The sequence below is a fragment of the Paraburkholderia sp. 35.1 genome (genome assembly GCF_050436525.1).
GTDB classification, from domain to species: Bacteria; Pseudomonadota; Gammaproteobacteria; order Burkholderiales; family Burkholderiaceae; genus Paraburkholderia; species Paraburkholderia tuberum.
Genome location: NZ_JBNDMJ010000002.1, coordinates 435,584 through 450,850, shown reverse-complemented (window position 1 = coordinate 450,850; position 15,267 = coordinate 435,584). Strand labels below are relative to the sequence as shown.

The following is a 15,267-nucleotide window of genomic DNA, read 5'->3' as shown; positions in this document are numbered from 1 at the left end:
TTCGAGCTGCGCGGTTCAGGCGCGCTCCTCACGGGCCGACGAAATGACGAATCCCACTGCGGGCTTGCTCGTCAAGCCGATCCATCTGGTCCCGTCCGCCGCGCGCGCAACGAGTCCGCTCGCGCAGCATCTGCGCAAAGCGCTGCGCGGCGACGTGCTGTTCGATCTCGCCAGCCGCGGCCGCTACGCGACCGATGCGTCGATCTATCAGATCACGCCGGTCGGCGTCGTGGTGCCGCGCGATCAGGACGATCTGCGCATCGCGCTCGAGATCGCGCGCAGCGAGAAAGTACCGCTGCTCGCGCGTGGCGCGGGCACGAGCCAGTGTGGGCAGACGGTTGGCGAAGCGCTGGTGGTCGATACGAGCAAGTGGCTTAACAACATCGTCGCGTTCGATGCCGACGCGCGCACCGTGACGGTCGAGCCCGGCGTCGTGCTCGATCATCTGAACGCGTGGCTGAAGCCGCATGGACTGTGGTTCCCGGTCGATGTATCGACGGCTGCCCAGTGCACGATCGGCGGCATGGCCGGCAACAACTCGTGCGGCTCGCGCTCGATCGAGTACGGCAACATGGTGCACAACGTCGAGGCGATCGACGCGATTCTCGCCGACGGCAGCGAAGCGCGCTTCGCGTCGCTGCGCGAGCCGCCGCAAGGCGAGCGCTTGCAGCAGATCGTCGCGGGCGTCACGCGGATCGCGCAGCGCGAGCGTGACGAAATCATCGCGCGCGTGCCGAAGGTGCTGCGCCGCGTCGCGGGCTACAACATCGATCTGTTCGATTGCCAGAATCCGCGCGCCTATACCGATGACGGCAGCGCGAACCTCGCGCATCTGCTGGTCGGCTCGGAAGGCACGCTCGCATTCAGCCGGCAGATCACGTTGAAGCTCGCGCCGCTGCCCGCGCACAAGGCGCTTGGCGTGGTCAACTTTCCGACCTTCCGGCAGTCGATGGCGCTCACGCAGCACATCGTCAAGCTGAAGCCGGTCGCTGTCGAACTCGTCGATCGCACGATGATCGATCTGGCGTTGAGCAATCCCGCGTTTCGTCCGGTGATCGAGAAGGCGCTGGTCGGCGAGCCGCAGGCGATTCTGCTCGTCGAATTCGCGGGCGAGGATCGCGACGCGCAGCTCGCGTCGCTGAAGCAGCTCACAGAGTTGATGGGCGAGTTGGGCCTGCCCGATGCGGTCGTCGAGATGCCGGACGCAAATGCGCAAAAAGCGCTGTGGGAAGTGCGCAAGGCTGGTCTCAACATCATGATGAGCATGAAGGGCGACGGCAAGCCGGTGTCTTTCATCGAAGATTGCGCGGTGCCGCTCGAACATCTGGCCGACTACACGAGCCGGCTGACCGACGTGTTTCATCGCCACGGCACCGAAGGCACGTGGTACGCGCATGCGAGCGTCGGTACGCTGCACGTGCGGCCGATTCTCGACATGCGCCGCGACGGCGCGACGAAGATGCGCGCGATCGCCGAGGAAGCGGCCGCGCTCGTGCGTGAGTACAAGGGCGCGTATTCCGGCGAGCATGGCGACGGACTATGCCGTGGCGAATGGGTCGCGTGGCAATACGGGCCGCGGCTCAACCAGGCGTTCAGCGAGATCAAGGCGTTGTTCGATCCGGACAACCGCTTCAATCCCGACAAGATCGTGCGTCCGCCGAAGATGGACGACGCGCGCAATTTCCGCTTTGCGCCGGGCTATCGCGAACAGCGCATCGAAACGGCGCTCGACTGGTCGACGTGGAACGTGAAGCGCGACCCGCTGACGGGAGAAGAAAGCGCGCCCGGCAGCGGCGACGATCTGAGCGGCGGCCTCGCGAAAGCGGTCGAGATGTGCAACAACAACGGCCACTGTCGCAAGTTCGACGCGGGCACGATGTGCCCGAGCTATCGCGTGACGAAGGACGAGCAACATTTGACGCGCGGGCGGGCCAACACGTTGCGGCTCGCGATTTCGGGGCAGCTCGGCGAAAGCGGGCTCGCGAGCGATGACGTGAAGGAAACCCTCGACCTGTGCGTATCGTGCAAGGGCTGCAAGCGCGATTGCCCGACCGGCGTCGATATGGCGAAGTTCAAGATCGAGGCGCGGGCGGCGCGTGTCAAGACGCATGGGGTGCGGCTGCGCGACAGGCTCGTCGCGTTCATGCCGCGCTATGCGGGCGCGGCGAGCCGCATGCCGAGGCTGCTGGCGCTCGCGGACAACGTGCCGGTGCTGTCGACGTGGTTCAAGCGCTCGGTCGGCTTCGCGACCGAGCGGAGTTTGCCGCGGTTCAAGAAGGCGTTTCTGGCCGATGCGGTGTCCGCGAAGCCTGCACGCAACGCTGCGCAGGCGTGCGCGCTGAAAGAAGTCCTGCTGTTCGTCGATACCTTCAACAACCACCTCGAGCCCGACAACGCGCGCGCCGCGCAACAGGTGCTCGAAGCGGCGGGCTACACGGTCCACTTCAATGCACGCCCGGCAGAGCGTCCCGTGTGTTGCGGCCGCACGTTTCTCGCGGCGGGTCTCGTCGACGAAGCGAAAGAGGAAGCGCGGCGCATGCTCGAGCTGTTCAGGCCGTTCGTCGAACGTGGCGTGCCGGTGGTGGGGTTGGAGCCATCGTGTCTGCTGTCGTTGCGCGATGAATTCCTGCAGTACGGTTTCGGCGAAGAGGCGCAGCGCCTCGCGCAGCACGCGTTTCTATTCGAGGAATTCCTCGTGCGCGAAGAAAAGGCCGGACGATTGCAGCTCGAATTGAAGCCGCTGCCGATGCAGCAGGCACTCGTGCACGGCCACTGCCATCAGAAGGCGTTCGACGCATTCACGCCGGTGCAGACCGTGCTGAAGTGGATTCCCGAATTGAAGGTATCGACGGTCGAATCGTCGTGCTGCGGCATGGCCGGCAGCTTCGGCTATGAAGCGGAGCACTACGCGAGCTCGCAGGCGATGGCCGAGCTGTCGCTGCTACCCGCGGTGCGCAAGCTGGACGCGGCCACGCTGATGGTCGCCGACGGGACTAGCTGCCGGCATCAGATTCACGACGGCGCGGGCGTCGACGCGATCCACGTCGCGCGCGTGCTGGCGATGGCGCTGCGATGACGCGGAGCTAACCGCAAAGCGAAACTCAAACGCGATCTCAAACACCGATAGCCTGCCGGAACCCACTCGGCGTCACCCCGACAGCCTCGCGAAACCGGTGACTAAAGTGACTCGCGTTTGCATAGCCACACTGCCCGGCGATCTGCGCGAGCGGCAACGTCGTCGTGCGCAGCAGCGTGCGCGCGCGATCGAGCCGCTGCCGCGCGATCCAGGCGGCGGGCGGCAACCCGAACGACTCGCGAAACATCCGCGCAAGATGAAACTCCGACAGCGCCGCGACACCCGACAACTCCCCGAGCGTCAACGGCTGCGCAAGATGAATGTCGATATAGTCGCGCAGGCGGCGCCGCGTCGCGGCCGACAGCCCGCCTTTCAGCGCCACGTTCGCGCGCCGTACGCCCTGGCCGCGCAATAGCAGGCTCAGCACTTCGTGCGCGGTCTCGTTGGTGCGCAGCAGACCGTCGGGACTTTCCCACTCCTCGTTGACGAGCGACTGACACAGACTCGCAATGCGCGGGTCCTCGAAATAGGTGCGATCGGCGAGCGTCAGTTCGCGCGGTTCGCGATCGAGCTCCTGCACCGCGCGTCGCGTGAAGTGCTCGGGCAGGAAGTACAGATGCATGAAGTGCATGTGGCCGCGCACCCACCAGCGCGATTCGTGATCGCCGGGCAGTGCGCACAGCCGCGACGGCGCGCCGTAGTGGCCCGGCATTTTCTGGCGCTCGGTGCGATAGCCGCCGTCCAGATAGCACGACAGCGTGTGATGGCCGGGCCGTTCGTAGACGGTCTCGTCCTCCTTCGTGTCGCGAGTCCATAGCGCGATCGCGAGTCCGTCGCCGAGCCACGCGAAGCGGTCCAGATGCGCGTTCGCACTGGCCAGCGTGTGACAGACCGACTGCAGGCCAAAAGGCATGCCGGCGGTGGATATCACGGGGACGGACGGGGTGGGGTTCACGGCGGCGCGCGGAGGTTTTCCGGTGTACGGTGGTGGTTGAGCGGCCAGTATACGGCGCGTCCCGTCAGCCTGCGCATCGGCGCGAAAAAGTGCGCAATTTTGGACAATTGCGGGCGGCGGCGCGGTTCCATAGTCGGGCTTTCTTCCATGCTGCGCGTCATCGCAGTCCGTCATTGCAGTCTGAGGCCCGACCATGAATCTCCTCCTTTATGCCATCACCGTGCTGATCTGGGGCACCACGTGGATCGCAATCAAATGGCAACTCGGCGCGGTGCCGCCACCGGTATCGATTGCATGGCGTTTCTGGATCGCCGCGCTGCTGATGTTCGCACTGGCGCGCATCATGCGCCGCCCGATCTGGCCGCCGCGCGACGCCTGGCGCTACCTCGCCGCGCAGGGTCTCGCGCTGTTCTGCCTGAATTTCCTGTGCTTCTACTACGCCGAACAGCTCGTGCCGAGCGGGCTCGTCGCGGTGGTGTTCTCGACCGCGCCACTGCTGAACTCGATCAACGGGCGGCTGTTCATGGGCCGGCCTCTGCAGCCGAGCGCGATTGCGGGTGCGTTGCTCGGGCTCGTCGGCATCGTCTGTCTGTTCGTGCAGCAGATGGCCGGGCATCTCGGCGATCACACCGCATGGCTCGGGCTCGGCGTCGCGTTTCTCGGCACGCTGTGCTTCTCGGCCGGCAACCTGCTGTCGAGCCGCATGCAGTCGATGGGCCTGCATCCGTTCGCGACCAACAGCTGGGCGATGCTGATCGGTGCTGCCGTCCTGACGCTCGGTAGTCTGTTCGTCGGCTATTCGTTCGCGGTGGAACCGTCGGCGCGCTATCTCGGTGCGCTCGCGTATCTCGTGGTGTTCGGCTCGGTGATCGGCTTTACGGCGTACTTGATGCTCGTCGGCCGTATGGGCCCGGAGCGGGCCGCCTATTGCACGGTGCTGTTTCCGATCGTCGCGCTCGCGGCATCGACGCTGTTCGAGGGCTATCGGTGGTCAGCGCTCGCGGTGGTCGGTCTATTGCTCGTGGTGGCCGGCAATCTGGTGGCGTTCGATCTGACGCAGCGGATTTTCGAGCGTCGCCGGGCGGCGCGGACATGATGAGCGTCTCGCTCAAGGTGAGGATTTACAGGAGCAGAAAAAGCAACTGGATCTCTAATCGGTGAGTCTTTACGGGAACCGGTTTTTACCGGTTTCGTGAAGGAAAGATTGTGTCGGAAACATGATTCGACGCAAATCGAATGAATTGGATGAATCGGCATTCAATAATCATTTTTTCATCAATAAATTTACTATTTTTATATGAGAGGATAAAACGCCAAATCTGATGTGCGCGTCTCGCGCCTAGCAAGGACCGACTGCCGTGAAGCCTTTTTCCCGCCTTGGCTTGGCCGTGGTGTTAATCCACAGCCTGATCTCGCCGAATGTTTCCGCGCAATCCAAATTGAATTACACGACCTCATGGATCGGTAATAGTTTCGGATTTGGCGACGGCAAATGGATGCAGCAGGATATTCAGGCCATTAGCGTCGGCGCCAATGGCACCGTTTATACGAATGCGCCGTGGGACGAAAGCGGCAGTGAAATCGCCGCCTATCGCGCGGGCGACAAGCTCGCGGTGGCCGGTTCGACGCATGGCTGGGGCGCGGCCGGAGGCGACGCGGTGGCCGTCAACCAGACGTACCTCTATGCGGCGATGTCGATCGGCAACGAGAACAATGCGCTGGTCGGCGCCGACTATCCGCCGGCCAATCAGACCTGGTACGGCGTCACGCGACGCACGCTTGCGAATCTCGCGACCGGCGCGCCGTTTTCCGGCGGCATCGGCAATAGCGCGAATGCGACGAAGAACAGTTTCGTCGCGGTCGATACGGTGAAGACTGGCACCGACGCGAGCATTCGCGGCCTCGCCGCAACCGACAGCGAGCTCTACGTGGCCGACACGTACGGCAACCGGATCGCGGTGTACGACGCGCAGTCCATGCAGCCGCTGCGTTCGTGGAGCGTCGCGTCGCCGGCCCGCATCGCGATCGACACCGACTCGACGCTGTGGATCATCAGCGGCTTCGGCACAGGCAATCTGAGCATCCTGCACTACCGCGCCGACGGCACCGCGCTCGCCGGTCCATTGACACTGCCCGCCGGCACCGTGCCGAGCGACCTCACAGTGACGCCATCCGGCCAACTGCTGGTCGCCGACAACGGCGTTTCGCAGCAGATCCTCGTGTTCAACAAGGGCGCTGGCGGCCAGATGCAGGCGGGCGCGTCGATCGGCACGCGCAACGGCATTTTCCATCCCGTGCGCGGCGTGCCCGGCGATACGCGTTTCAACGGCATCACCGGCATCGGCGTCGACGCGGCCGGCAATCTGTACGTCGCGCAAAACGGCGAGGGACCGCGCGCGCTCGGCTCGGCATCCGTAGGGCAGGGCGCAGTGCTGGAGAGCTACGTGTACGGCACGCGCGTGCTCAACTGGCGGCTCTACGGTCTGAGCTTCGTCGATAGCGGCGCGTTCGACCCTGCAACACCCGCTTCCATCTACACGGGCTCGAAGCGCTTCACGCTCGATTACAGGCAGCCGGTCGGCCACGAATGGTCATATGCGGCGTTCACGCTCGATCGCTTCGATTACCCCGACGATCCCGCCTTTCACGAGCCGCGCGGCGTGCGTGGCGAACCGATGGTGCGCAGATTCGATGGCCAGCGCTTTCTCTATACGCTCGATCCGGGCGCGCACTATCTGAACATCTATCGCTTCGATGCCGCGCATGGCGAGATCGCGATACCGTCGGGGATGCTCGCGCAGAATCCGCTGCCCGGCGCATGGCCCGCCGCGCAACCGACGTACGGCGAATGGCTGTGGCGCGACAGCAATGGCAATGGCGCCGTAGACGCGAGCGAGATCAGCGGCAATCCGTCGACCGGCAGCACGGTCGGCGACGGCTTCTGGTGGGTCGACGAACCCGGCAACGTGTGGCTTGCCACGCCATTGAGCGGCGTGCGCGAGATGCCGCTGCAAGGTCTCGACTCCGCCGGCAATGCGATCTACACGTACGCGAGTGCGAAGATGTTCGCGATGCCCGCGCCATTCACGCGGCTCGCGCGGCTCGTCTACGTCGCAGCGACCGACACGATGTATCTGTCCGGTTTCACGAGTGCGATTCCGTGGGACCCGACGCACTGGAAGGAAGCGGGTCCGGTGCTGGCCCGCTACGACAACTGGAGCAGCGGCAACCCGACGCTGACATACACGGTCTCGCTGCCGTGGAACACGCAAAGCGATCCGCAGACCACCACGGTCGGCGTCGCGGTGGCGGGCAACTATATCTTCGTTGCCGAGCTGTACACCGATCGCATCGACGTCTACGACGCGCGCAACGGCACGGCGGTCGGTTACATGACGCCGGGCGCGAGCGTCGGCGGCACGAGCGGCTGGGTCGACGTGTATCTCGGCATCAGCGCGGTGCAGCGCGATAACGGCGAGTACGTGGTGCTGGTCGAAGACGACGCGCGCGCGAAGCTGCTGATATATCGCTGGACGCCTTGACGTGGATAGCTGTCGCGCCGAACACGAATAGACGGCGGCGCACGATCGGTATATAACAACTTTACCGATGCACTCAATGGAGCGATGTTCGATCATGACGCAAGACGTTTCTCCCAAGCCGCCCTCCGACGATCGTCCCGAGATCGAGCAGCTCGACGCGGCGCTCAGTCACGTCGATCAACAGGTGTCGTCAGGCGGCATTGCGTCGGGCGCCGCGAAAGGCATTGTGTACAGTCTGATCGAAACGCTCGGCGCGCTGGTCGGCGATCCCGATCTGCCGGAGCACGCGCGTTCGGGTTACGAGGGACTGCTGGAGGCCGCGCGCGAGTTGCGCGCGAAGTTGGACCGCTGAACACGCGGGCCCGCTCCGGCGCAGCCATCGTGCCGTCTGCTATACAAAAGCGCACTGTGTAACTCACCGTGTGCTTTTTTTCATGCTCTCTGAGGCTCACGCCCCGAGCGCCACCTCTTCACCGCTCGTCTGCGCCAGCAACTGGTGAATCTGCGCGACCACGGCCGCGCCTTCGCCGACCGCCGCGGCCACGCGTTTCGTCGACCCGGCACGCGCATCGCCGATCGCATAGACTCCTTCGACCGTGGTCCCGAGATCGCACGCGGTGGCCGAGCCATGCGCGCTGATGCCGGTCAGCACGAAGCCTTTCGCGTCGAGCTGCACGCCGCAGGTGCGCAGCCATTCGGTGTTCGGGTCCGCGCCGGTGAACAGAAACAGATGCCGGGTGTCGAAGTGATCGACGCCGCCGGGCAGCGGCCGCTTCAGCGCGACCGACACGAGCCCGTCCTCATCGCCTTCGAGCCGGCCGACTTCCGAATTCGGATGCACGAACACGTTCGGCAGCGAGCGGATGCGGTCGATCAGATAGCGCGACATGGTCGCCTCGAAACCGCTGCGGCGGATCAGTACGTGAACCTTGGCCGCGTGCGTCGCCAGATAGACGATCGCCTGGCCGGCCGAATTGCCGCCGCCAACCAGCACGACCTCCTGGCGCTTGCACAGCTTCGCCTCGACCGGCGACGCCCAGTAGTAGACGCCGCGTCCGTCGAAGCGCTCGAGCCCGTCGAGCGCCGGGCGCCGGTACACGGCGCCGCTCGCTATCACGATCGCCTGCGCGCTGATGTGGCCGCCGCATTTCAGCTCGAGCCGATACGGCGACTGCCCGCAATGCAGCGCTTTCACGTTGACTGGGATCGCCACGTGCGCGCCGAACTTCTGCGCCTGCACGAACGCGCGGCCGGCGAGCGCCTGGCCCGAGATGCCGGTCGGAAAGCCGAGGTAGTTTTCGATGCGCGAGCTCGCGCCCGCCTGGCCGCCCGGCGCGCGGCTGTCGAGCACGATCACCGAAAGCCCTTCGGAGGCCGCGTACACCGCGGCGGCAAGTCCCGCCGGCCCCGCGCCGACGATCGCGACGTCGTACACGTACGTGTCGTCGAGATCGGGCAGCATACCTAAGCGAGTGGCAAGCTCCGGCATGCTCGGATGACGCAGCACCGAGCCGTCCGGGCAGATCACGAGCGGCAGGTCCTCGCGTTGCGCGGCGAACTGCTCGATCAGACGCAGCGCGTCTTCGTCGCGTTCGTCGATCACGGAATGCGGATGGCCGTTGCGCGACAGGAAGCCTTGCAGCGTCACGAGCCGTGCGTCGCTGCTATTGCCGATCAGGATTGGCCCGCCCGCGCCCTTTTCGATCAGTGACACGCGCCGCAGAATCAGCGCGCGCATGATGCGCTCGCCGAGTTCCGCTTCGGCGACGATCAGCGCGCGCAGGCGCTCGGGCGGAATCAGCAGCGCTTCGACGGCGCTGATCGCGAGGCCGTTCACGAGCGCGGGCTTGCCCGACAGTTGCCCGACCTCGGCCAGAAAATGTCCGGCGCCATGCTCGCCGATCAAGACTTCGCGGCCGATGCCGTCACGCTGATAGACCTTCACGCGTCCTTCGAGCAGCACGAACATGCCGGGCCCGGTGCGCCCGGTCTCGAACAGCAGTTCGCCGGACTTCCAGTGACCGATCTCGCCGAAGCGGCGCAGCCGGTCGATCTCCGCGCAGCTGAGCGCGGGAAACATCTGGTGCATGCGCGTCGATAGCGACGAAAACGGCGCGTCGGCGACGACCCCCTGCTGTCCTTCCACCTCTTGAATCGAAACGTCCTGAGTCGAAAGCATTGAACCGCTCCTTCGATATTCATTGCACGATTGAACGCGAGGCAACGCGATGCGCGCTCGCACGCCGGGACGAGCCGTGCCGCGCGCGTCAGGCGGACGATGCCGCCGCTGATTACGGCTAAACGGCTTTGGGCGCGATGTCGTCGACCGCGACTTCCGGCGGCGGCATCGCGGGCAGCGAGTCGACCGGCTTGCCCGAATCGCGCCAGGCTTCCATGCCGCCGCGCAGCGGCAGCACGTCGGAGAAGCCGGCTTCGTTGAGCTGCTTGGCCATCCATGCCGCGGAAATCTCGTTCGGGCAGGAGCAGTAGATCACGAGCTTCTGATCGTGCGCGTAGGTGGCGACGATGTCGTCGAGTTGCCGTTCATCGGCGAATTGCGCGCCGGGGATCACGAACGGATCGAGCTTGCGCTTCTCCTCCGAACGGATGTCGAACACGACCGGCGCCCGGTCAGCCGCGAACAGCTTCGCGAGTTCGTCGACCTCGATGCGCGCGGACGCGAGCTTCGCGATCAACTGACGGCGCCGGATCCACCGGTACACCGCGTACAGCACCAGCAACGCGACGACGACGAGCGCCGCCGTGCGCCCGAGCCGCCCGGCAATCGCGAACAGCATGTCGATCTGCCGCGCGAACAGCGCGCCGATGATCAGCCCGGTGCCGGACCACAGCGCGGCGCCGACGCCGTCATAGGTGAGGAAGGTGCGGTAGCGCGTGCCCATCGCGCCGGCCATCGGGATCGACACGATCGACAGCCCCGGCACGAACTTCGCGAGCGCGAGCACACGCACGCCCCAGCGGCCGAAGAAGCGCTCGGTCTTTTTCACGCAGGTGTCACGCGACAGCGACAGCCGGCAGATCGTCTTCAGCGTATTGCCGCCGTAGATGCGGCCCGCGACGTACCACGCGCTGTCGCCGATCAGCGTCGCGAAGATCGACAGCACGAGGACCGGCAGCAGTTGCGTGCCGACCGAGCCGGGGTGCATCGCGGCCATCGCGCCGAACAGCACGAGCGACGGCATGGCCGGCACCGGCAGCCCGAGCGCGGCGGCCAGCACATTGAGGAAGACGAGCGCCGGTCCATATTGCGCGACGAGGTCATGTAGCATCGGTTTAACATCCGCGGCCCTTGCGGGCGCAGCGCGGTAAGGAATGCAAAGGGGAATGCAAAGATTATGGACGTATTTTCGAGACGTGCAACCGGCCCGGAAATTGGCCCGGCTTCTGGCTGCGATCAGATCGCCATATGTGGCCGCATGCCTCGATACACAAGCGTGGCAACCGCTTGTGACAAGTTGCTGAAGGCCGGGTAAGCGCGCTCGACGAGACGCGAAGGCGCTTGCAAAAAACCGTAGGAAAGCGGGGATTGGCGGCGTGAACGGAACAAACGGAAGCACGGCGACGCGCGCAGGCGCGCCTAATGCGAATAATCCCGCGCTGACGCGTCGAAGCGCGACGCAACCGGCGCGAGAGGCTGCCGAGTCACGCGACGGTCACACCCGCCGCGCGCCTGCTTCACTGACGATGATTGTGCTGCTCGCCCGGCAACTCGGCACCATGCGCGCGGATCGCGGCGATCAGCTCCGCGGGCGTGATTTCGTAGCGCACTTCGCGATGTATGCCCGGCTTGCGCTCATCGACCTCGATCAGCAGGATGCCTTTGCCGTCTTCGGTCGATTCGAGGCGCAGCGAGCGAAGTTCGCGCGCCGTTGCGTCGTCGTATTCGGTGAGCAGGGCCATTGACCCGGAGGACCCGGTGATGCGCATCGAAGTTGTCCTTGTTGCGTTGGTGATGGAACCATTGTACGGGGCGGACGGCGTGCCGTCTGCCGCGTCGTCGTGCCGTGTCGCGTCTGCCTCTGTCTCGCCGGGGTTTTAGTCGAGTGTGACGCTGCCGCTAGCGGATTCGCGGTTGCGGAGCGAGCAACCAGTTTAACGCGACTCCTCGTCGCGACGAATGCATTTTTCATGCCCCACAGTGGCGCGACGTGCGTTCGGATTTTGTCATGCGGGTGACGCGGGGGCGGGCTAGGAAGCGTTCGGCGCGCGCAAAAAATAGCCCGTCCGGACAGGGACGGGCCGTTAAACGCCGTTGTTACTCGGGTCAGCCTGCCCTTGCAACATTGGGCGCTGACGACTCCCATCCTCGTGCTTCGTTGGCAGGCTGTCGAGGTGGGGGTAATGCGGATCTATCAGATCAAAGTACTGTTTTCCGGTTCGGCGTTCACACGAGGCCGGTCGCGTAATACACCGCGATCACGAAGAACACCGCGAGCGTCTTGATCACGGTGACCGCGAAAATGTCGCGATACGACTGCCGGTGCGTGAGACCCGTCACGGCGAGCAGCGTAATCACCGCGCCGTTGTGCGGTAGCGTATCCATGCCGCCGCTCGCCATCGCGACCACGCGATGCAGTACTTCGAGCGGAATATGCGCGGCTTCCGCACCCTTGACGAACGTATCCGACATCGCGGCGAGCGCAATGCTCATACCGCCCGATGCCGAACCCGTGATGCCCGCCAGCGTGCTGACCGACACCGCGGCGTTGACGAGCGGATTCGGAATGCTTTTCAGCGCATTGCTGACGACGAGAAAGCCCGGCAGCGCCGCGATCACACCGCCGAAGCCATATTCCGACGCGGTGTTGAGCGACGCCAGCAGCGCGCCCGCCACTGCCGCCTTGGTGCCCACCGCGAAGCGCTGGCTGACGCGACTGAACGCCGTCACGACGACCATCACGATGCCGAGCAGCAGCGCGCCCAGCACGGCCCAAATCCCCACGAGAGCCTTGACGCTCGTTTCGACCGGTGCATGCAGCCCCGGCAGGATGTCCGGGGTGACCGTGAAGGACGGACCGTACCAGGTCGGAATCCAGCGCGTCAGCAGGAAGTTCGAGACGCCGACCACGACGAGCGGCGCGACCGCCAGCAGCGGATGCGGCAACTGCTTCGACTCGACGCGCTCCGGCTCGTTGACGAGGTCGGTGCCGTAACCCTCGCCGGTCGCCATCGCGGCGCGGCGGCGCCATTCCAGATACGACAGACCGACCACGATGATGAACAGCGCGCCGAGCACGCCGAGCGTCGGCGCGGCCCACGAGGTGGTCTTGAAGAACGTCGTCGGGATGATGTTCTGGATCTGCGGCGTGCCGGGCAGCGAGTCCATCGTGAACGAGAACGCGCCGAGCGCGATCGCGCCGGGCATCAGCCGCTTCGGAATGTTGCTCTGGCGATACAGCTCGGCCGCGAACGGATAGACCGCGAACACGACGACGAACAGCGACACGCCGCCGTAGGTGAGCAGCGCGCACACCGCGACGATCACCGCGTTAGCGCGCGAGCGGCCGATATAGCGGATCGCGGCCGCGACGATGGACTCCGAGAAGCCCGACAGCTCGATCACCTTGCCGAATACGGCGCCGAGCAGAAACACCGGGAAGTACAGCTTCACGAAGCCGACCATCTTGTCCATGAAGATGCTCGTGAAGACCGGCGCGACGGCGGCGGGCTCGGTGAGCAGGACGGCGGCGAGCGCCGCGATCGGCGCGAACAGGATCACGCTGTAGCCGCGATACGCAGCGAACATCAGAAACGCCAGCGCGGCGATAACGATGAGAAAGGTCATTGAATCTCCATAGCCCGGTTGTTCTACATGTTTGCCGTCCCGATCGAGCGACGGCGCGGCGCGGTCGGAACGCAGGTTCCATGCCATGGCTGTCGTTTTGCTGCTGGCCCGCCGTGGCGCATGGCGCGGCCGCGCAGCGGCGGGCCGAGGCATCGTGGGCGGATTGTACCCAAGCGTCTCCGAAACGGGACTTCCATCCGGTGAAGAACGCCTGAAACCAGGGTAAGTCATGATGCATAAGGCCTATCGGGTGTCTCAATTTGGAGATAAATTCATCCACCGATTGAGATTGATGCAATCAAAACGATAAGCGGAGACAGCGACAGCATGTTGACCGACTGGACGGGCCTGCCCGCCACCTATGACGACGTGCTTCGTCGGGCGATGGATTCGCTGTTTCGCACGTTCGAAAACTTCAGCGAAGGCACCTTCATCGTCGATGGGCAGGCGCGCGTCGTGTGGATCAACAAGCGGTATGCGGCGCGCTTCGGTTTTGCTGACCCGCAGCAGGCGATCGGCCGGGATTGCGAAGCGGTGATTCCAAACAGTCTGATGCGCGAGGTCGTCAACACCGGCAAGCCGATCCTGCTCGACATCATGGAGACCGATCGCGAGCCGCTCGTCGTCACGCGCCTGCCGCTCAAGGACGATGCCGGGGTGACGATCGGCGCGGTCGGCTTCGCGCTGTTCGACGAGCTGAAAGCGCTGTCGCCCCTCTTTTCGCAGTACTCGCGGTTGCAGCAGGAGCTGATCGCGACGCGTCAGTCGCTCGCGCAGGCGCGCCGCGCGCGCTATACGTTCAGCAGCTTCGTCGGCACGAGCGCGGCGTCGCTCGAAGTGAAGCGCCAGGCGCGGCGCGCGGCGCAACTCGAAGCGCCGGTGCTGCTGCTGGGTGAAACCGGCACCGGCAAGGAGCTGCTCGCGCATGCGATTCACGGCGGCTCGGCGCGCGCGCACAAGCCGCTCGTCGGCGTCAACGTCGCGGCGATTCCCGACACGCTGCTCGAAGTCGAGTTCTTCGGCGCCGCACCCGGCGCGTACACCGGCGCGGATCGCAGGGGCCGGGTCGGCAAGTTCGAGCTCGCCAACGGCGGCACGCTGTTTCTCGACGAGATCGGCGATATGCCGCTGCCGTTGCAGGGCAAGCTGCTGCGCGTGCTGCAGGACAAGGAATTCGAGCCGCTCGGCTCGAATCGGATCGTGCGCGCGGATGTGCGGATCATCGCGGCGACATCGGCCGATTTGCCGGCGCTCGTCGCGGCCGGGCGTTTTCGCGCGGACCTGTTCTACCGGCTCAACGTGCTGACGATCCATGCGCCGGCGCTGCGCGAGCGTCCGTCCGACATCGAGGCGCTTGCCTACGCGATGCTCGAGGAGCTGGCCGCGCAGGCAGGCGGCGGCAGCCACTTCGAATTGCACGACGACGCGTTGCGCCTGCTGTGCGCGTACGACTGGCCCGGCAACGTGCGCGAACTGCGCAACACATTGGAGCGCGCCGTGATGCTGTCCGACAGCGAGCGCATCGATGCGCGTGTGCTCGCGCCGTTCATCGGCTCGGGGCAGGGCGGTGCGATGGCACCGGCGCGGACCCCGACTGTCGCGGCCGCCGGCGTGGACGTGGCCGCCACCGCCGAACCCACCTCGTGGAGCGACGCGATGGCCGCGTTCGAAAAGCGCTTTCTCTGCGACGCGTTGCGCGCGAACGGCGGCCGCGTCATTGACACGGCGAAACAGATCGGCATGGGCCGCGCGACGCTGTACAAGAAGATCGCCGCGCACGGCATCGACGTTTGACTCGCCGCGCCCGGCCAGCCGCGCCACGCCAACTGACGCAGCACGAGAGCAGCGTGGCACAATCGAGAGATCGAAAAACAAGACGTGACCGGGG

The 15,267-nt window shown here is 65.2% G+C and carries 10 protein-coding genes; 5 read left to right on the top strand and 5 right to left on the bottom strand.

The window, feature by feature from the left end; genetic code table 11:
- Positions 1 to 43 precede the first annotated feature (43 nt).
- Positions 44 to 3,076 carry an FAD-binding and (Fe-S)-binding domain-containing protein gene (locus OKW27_RS07845; RefSeq protein WP_429333114.1) on the top strand — a complete coding sequence of 1,011 codons (3,033 nt, stop codon included), beginning with the start codon at positions 44 to 46 and terminating at the stop codon, positions 3,074 to 3,076.
- 37 nt (positions 3,077 to 3,113) lie between these two features.
- Here the strand turns inward: OKW27_RS07845 and OKW27_RS07840 are convergent, their stop codons facing one another.
- A complete protein-coding gene (locus tag OKW27_RS07840; protein WP_090808206.1) occupies positions 3,114 to 3,989 on the bottom strand; it encodes a helix-turn-helix domain-containing protein in 876 nt (291 codons plus the stop codon).
- A gap of 235 nt (positions 3,990 to 4,224) precedes the next feature.
- Here OKW27_RS07840 and OKW27_RS07835 point away from each other — a divergent pair, with 235 nt between their 5' ends.
- From OKW27_RS07835 to OKW27_RS07825, 3 genes are all read left to right on the top strand, one after another.
- A complete protein-coding gene (locus tag OKW27_RS07835) occupies positions 4,225 to 5,127 on the top strand; it encodes a DMT family transporter (RefSeq protein WP_429333113.1) in 903 nt (300 codons plus the stop codon).
- A gap of 262 nt (positions 5,128 to 5,389) precedes the next feature.
- The gene (locus tag OKW27_RS07830; RefSeq protein WP_429333112.1) at positions 5,390 to 7,573 is read left to right on the top strand and encodes a hypothetical protein; all 2,184 of its coding nucleotides are present in this window, start codon (positions 5,390 to 5,392) and stop codon (positions 7,571 to 7,573) included.
- Between the two features lie 94 nt (positions 7,574 to 7,667).
- Complete coding sequence (locus tag OKW27_RS07825; protein ID WP_018424067.1) at positions 7,668 to 7,925, top strand: hypothetical protein; 258 nt, start codon at positions 7,668 to 7,670, stop codon at positions 7,923 to 7,925.
- Between the two features lie 96 nt (positions 7,926 to 8,021).
- Here OKW27_RS07825 and OKW27_RS07820 read toward each other — a convergent pair whose 3' ends face one another.
- The 4 genes from OKW27_RS07820 to OKW27_RS07805 all read right to left on the bottom strand — a co-directional run bounded on the left by OKW27_RS07820 (position 8,022) and on the right by OKW27_RS07805 (position 13,379).
- The gene (locus tag OKW27_RS07820; protein WP_429333111.1) at positions 8,022 to 9,752 is read right to left on the bottom strand and encodes an FAD-dependent oxidoreductase; all 1,731 of its coding nucleotides are present in this window, start codon (positions 9,750 to 9,752) and stop codon (positions 8,022 to 8,024) included.
- Between the two features lie 118 nt (positions 9,753 to 9,870).
- Positions 9,871 to 10,863, bottom strand: a complete 993-nt coding sequence (locus OKW27_RS07815; RefSeq protein WP_090808214.1) for a DedA family protein/thiosulfate sulfurtransferase GlpE — start codon at positions 10,861 to 10,863, stop codon at positions 9,871 to 9,873.
- Between the two features lie 406 nt (positions 10,864 to 11,269).
- Positions 11,270 to 11,521, bottom strand: a complete 252-nt coding sequence (locus OKW27_RS07810) for a hypothetical protein (RefSeq protein WP_008921056.1) — start codon at positions 11,519 to 11,521, stop codon at positions 11,270 to 11,272.
- A 457-nt stretch (positions 11,522 to 11,978) separates the two neighbouring features.
- Positions 11,979 to 13,379 (bottom strand): GntP family permease, encoded by a 1,401-nt coding sequence (locus tag OKW27_RS07805; RefSeq protein WP_090810341.1) that lies wholly within the window; start codon positions 13,377 to 13,379, stop codon positions 11,979 to 11,981.
- Between the two features lie 327 nt (positions 13,380 to 13,706).
- Between OKW27_RS07805 and OKW27_RS07800 the strand changes: the two genes are divergently transcribed.
- On the top strand, positions 13,707 to 15,173 hold the full coding sequence (locus OKW27_RS07800; RefSeq protein WP_429333110.1) for a sigma-54 interaction domain-containing protein: 1,467 nt from the start codon (positions 13,707 to 13,709) through the stop codon (positions 15,171 to 15,173).
- Positions 15,174 to 15,267: the final 94 nt, after the last annotated feature.

Coding starts and splice junctions, on each gene's coding strand:
- OKW27_RS07805 (WP_090810341.1), bottom strand. CDS start 13,379: ATGACCTTTCTCATCGTTATCGCCGCGCTGGCGTTTCTGATGTTCGCT.
- OKW27_RS07845 (WP_429333114.1), top strand. CDS start 44: ATGACGAATCCCACTGCGGGCTTGCTCGTCAAGCCGATCCATCTGGTC.
- OKW27_RS07800 (WP_429333110.1), top strand. CDS start 13,707: ATGTTGACCGACTGGACGGGCCTGCCCGCCACCTATGACGACGTGCTT.
- OKW27_RS07815 (WP_090808214.1), bottom strand. CDS start 10,863: ATGCTACATGACCTCGTCGCGCAATATGGACCGGCGCTCGTCTTCCTC.
- OKW27_RS07810 (WP_008921056.1), bottom strand. CDS start 11,521: ATGCGCATCACCGGGTCCTCCGGGTCAATGGCCCTGCTCACCGAATAC.
- OKW27_RS07820 (WP_429333111.1), bottom strand. CDS start 9,752: ATGCTTTCGACTCAGGACGTTTCGATTCAAGAGGTGGAAGGACAGCAG.
- OKW27_RS07840 (WP_090808206.1), bottom strand. CDS start 3,989: ATGCCTTTTGGCCTGCAGTCGGTCTGTCACACGCTGGCCAGTGCGAAC.
- OKW27_RS07825 (WP_018424067.1), top strand. CDS start 7,668: ATGACGCAAGACGTTTCTCCCAAGCCGCCCTCCGACGATCGTCCCGAG.
- OKW27_RS07835 (WP_429333113.1), top strand. CDS start 4,225: ATGAATCTCCTCCTTTATGCCATCACCGTGCTGATCTGGGGCACCACG.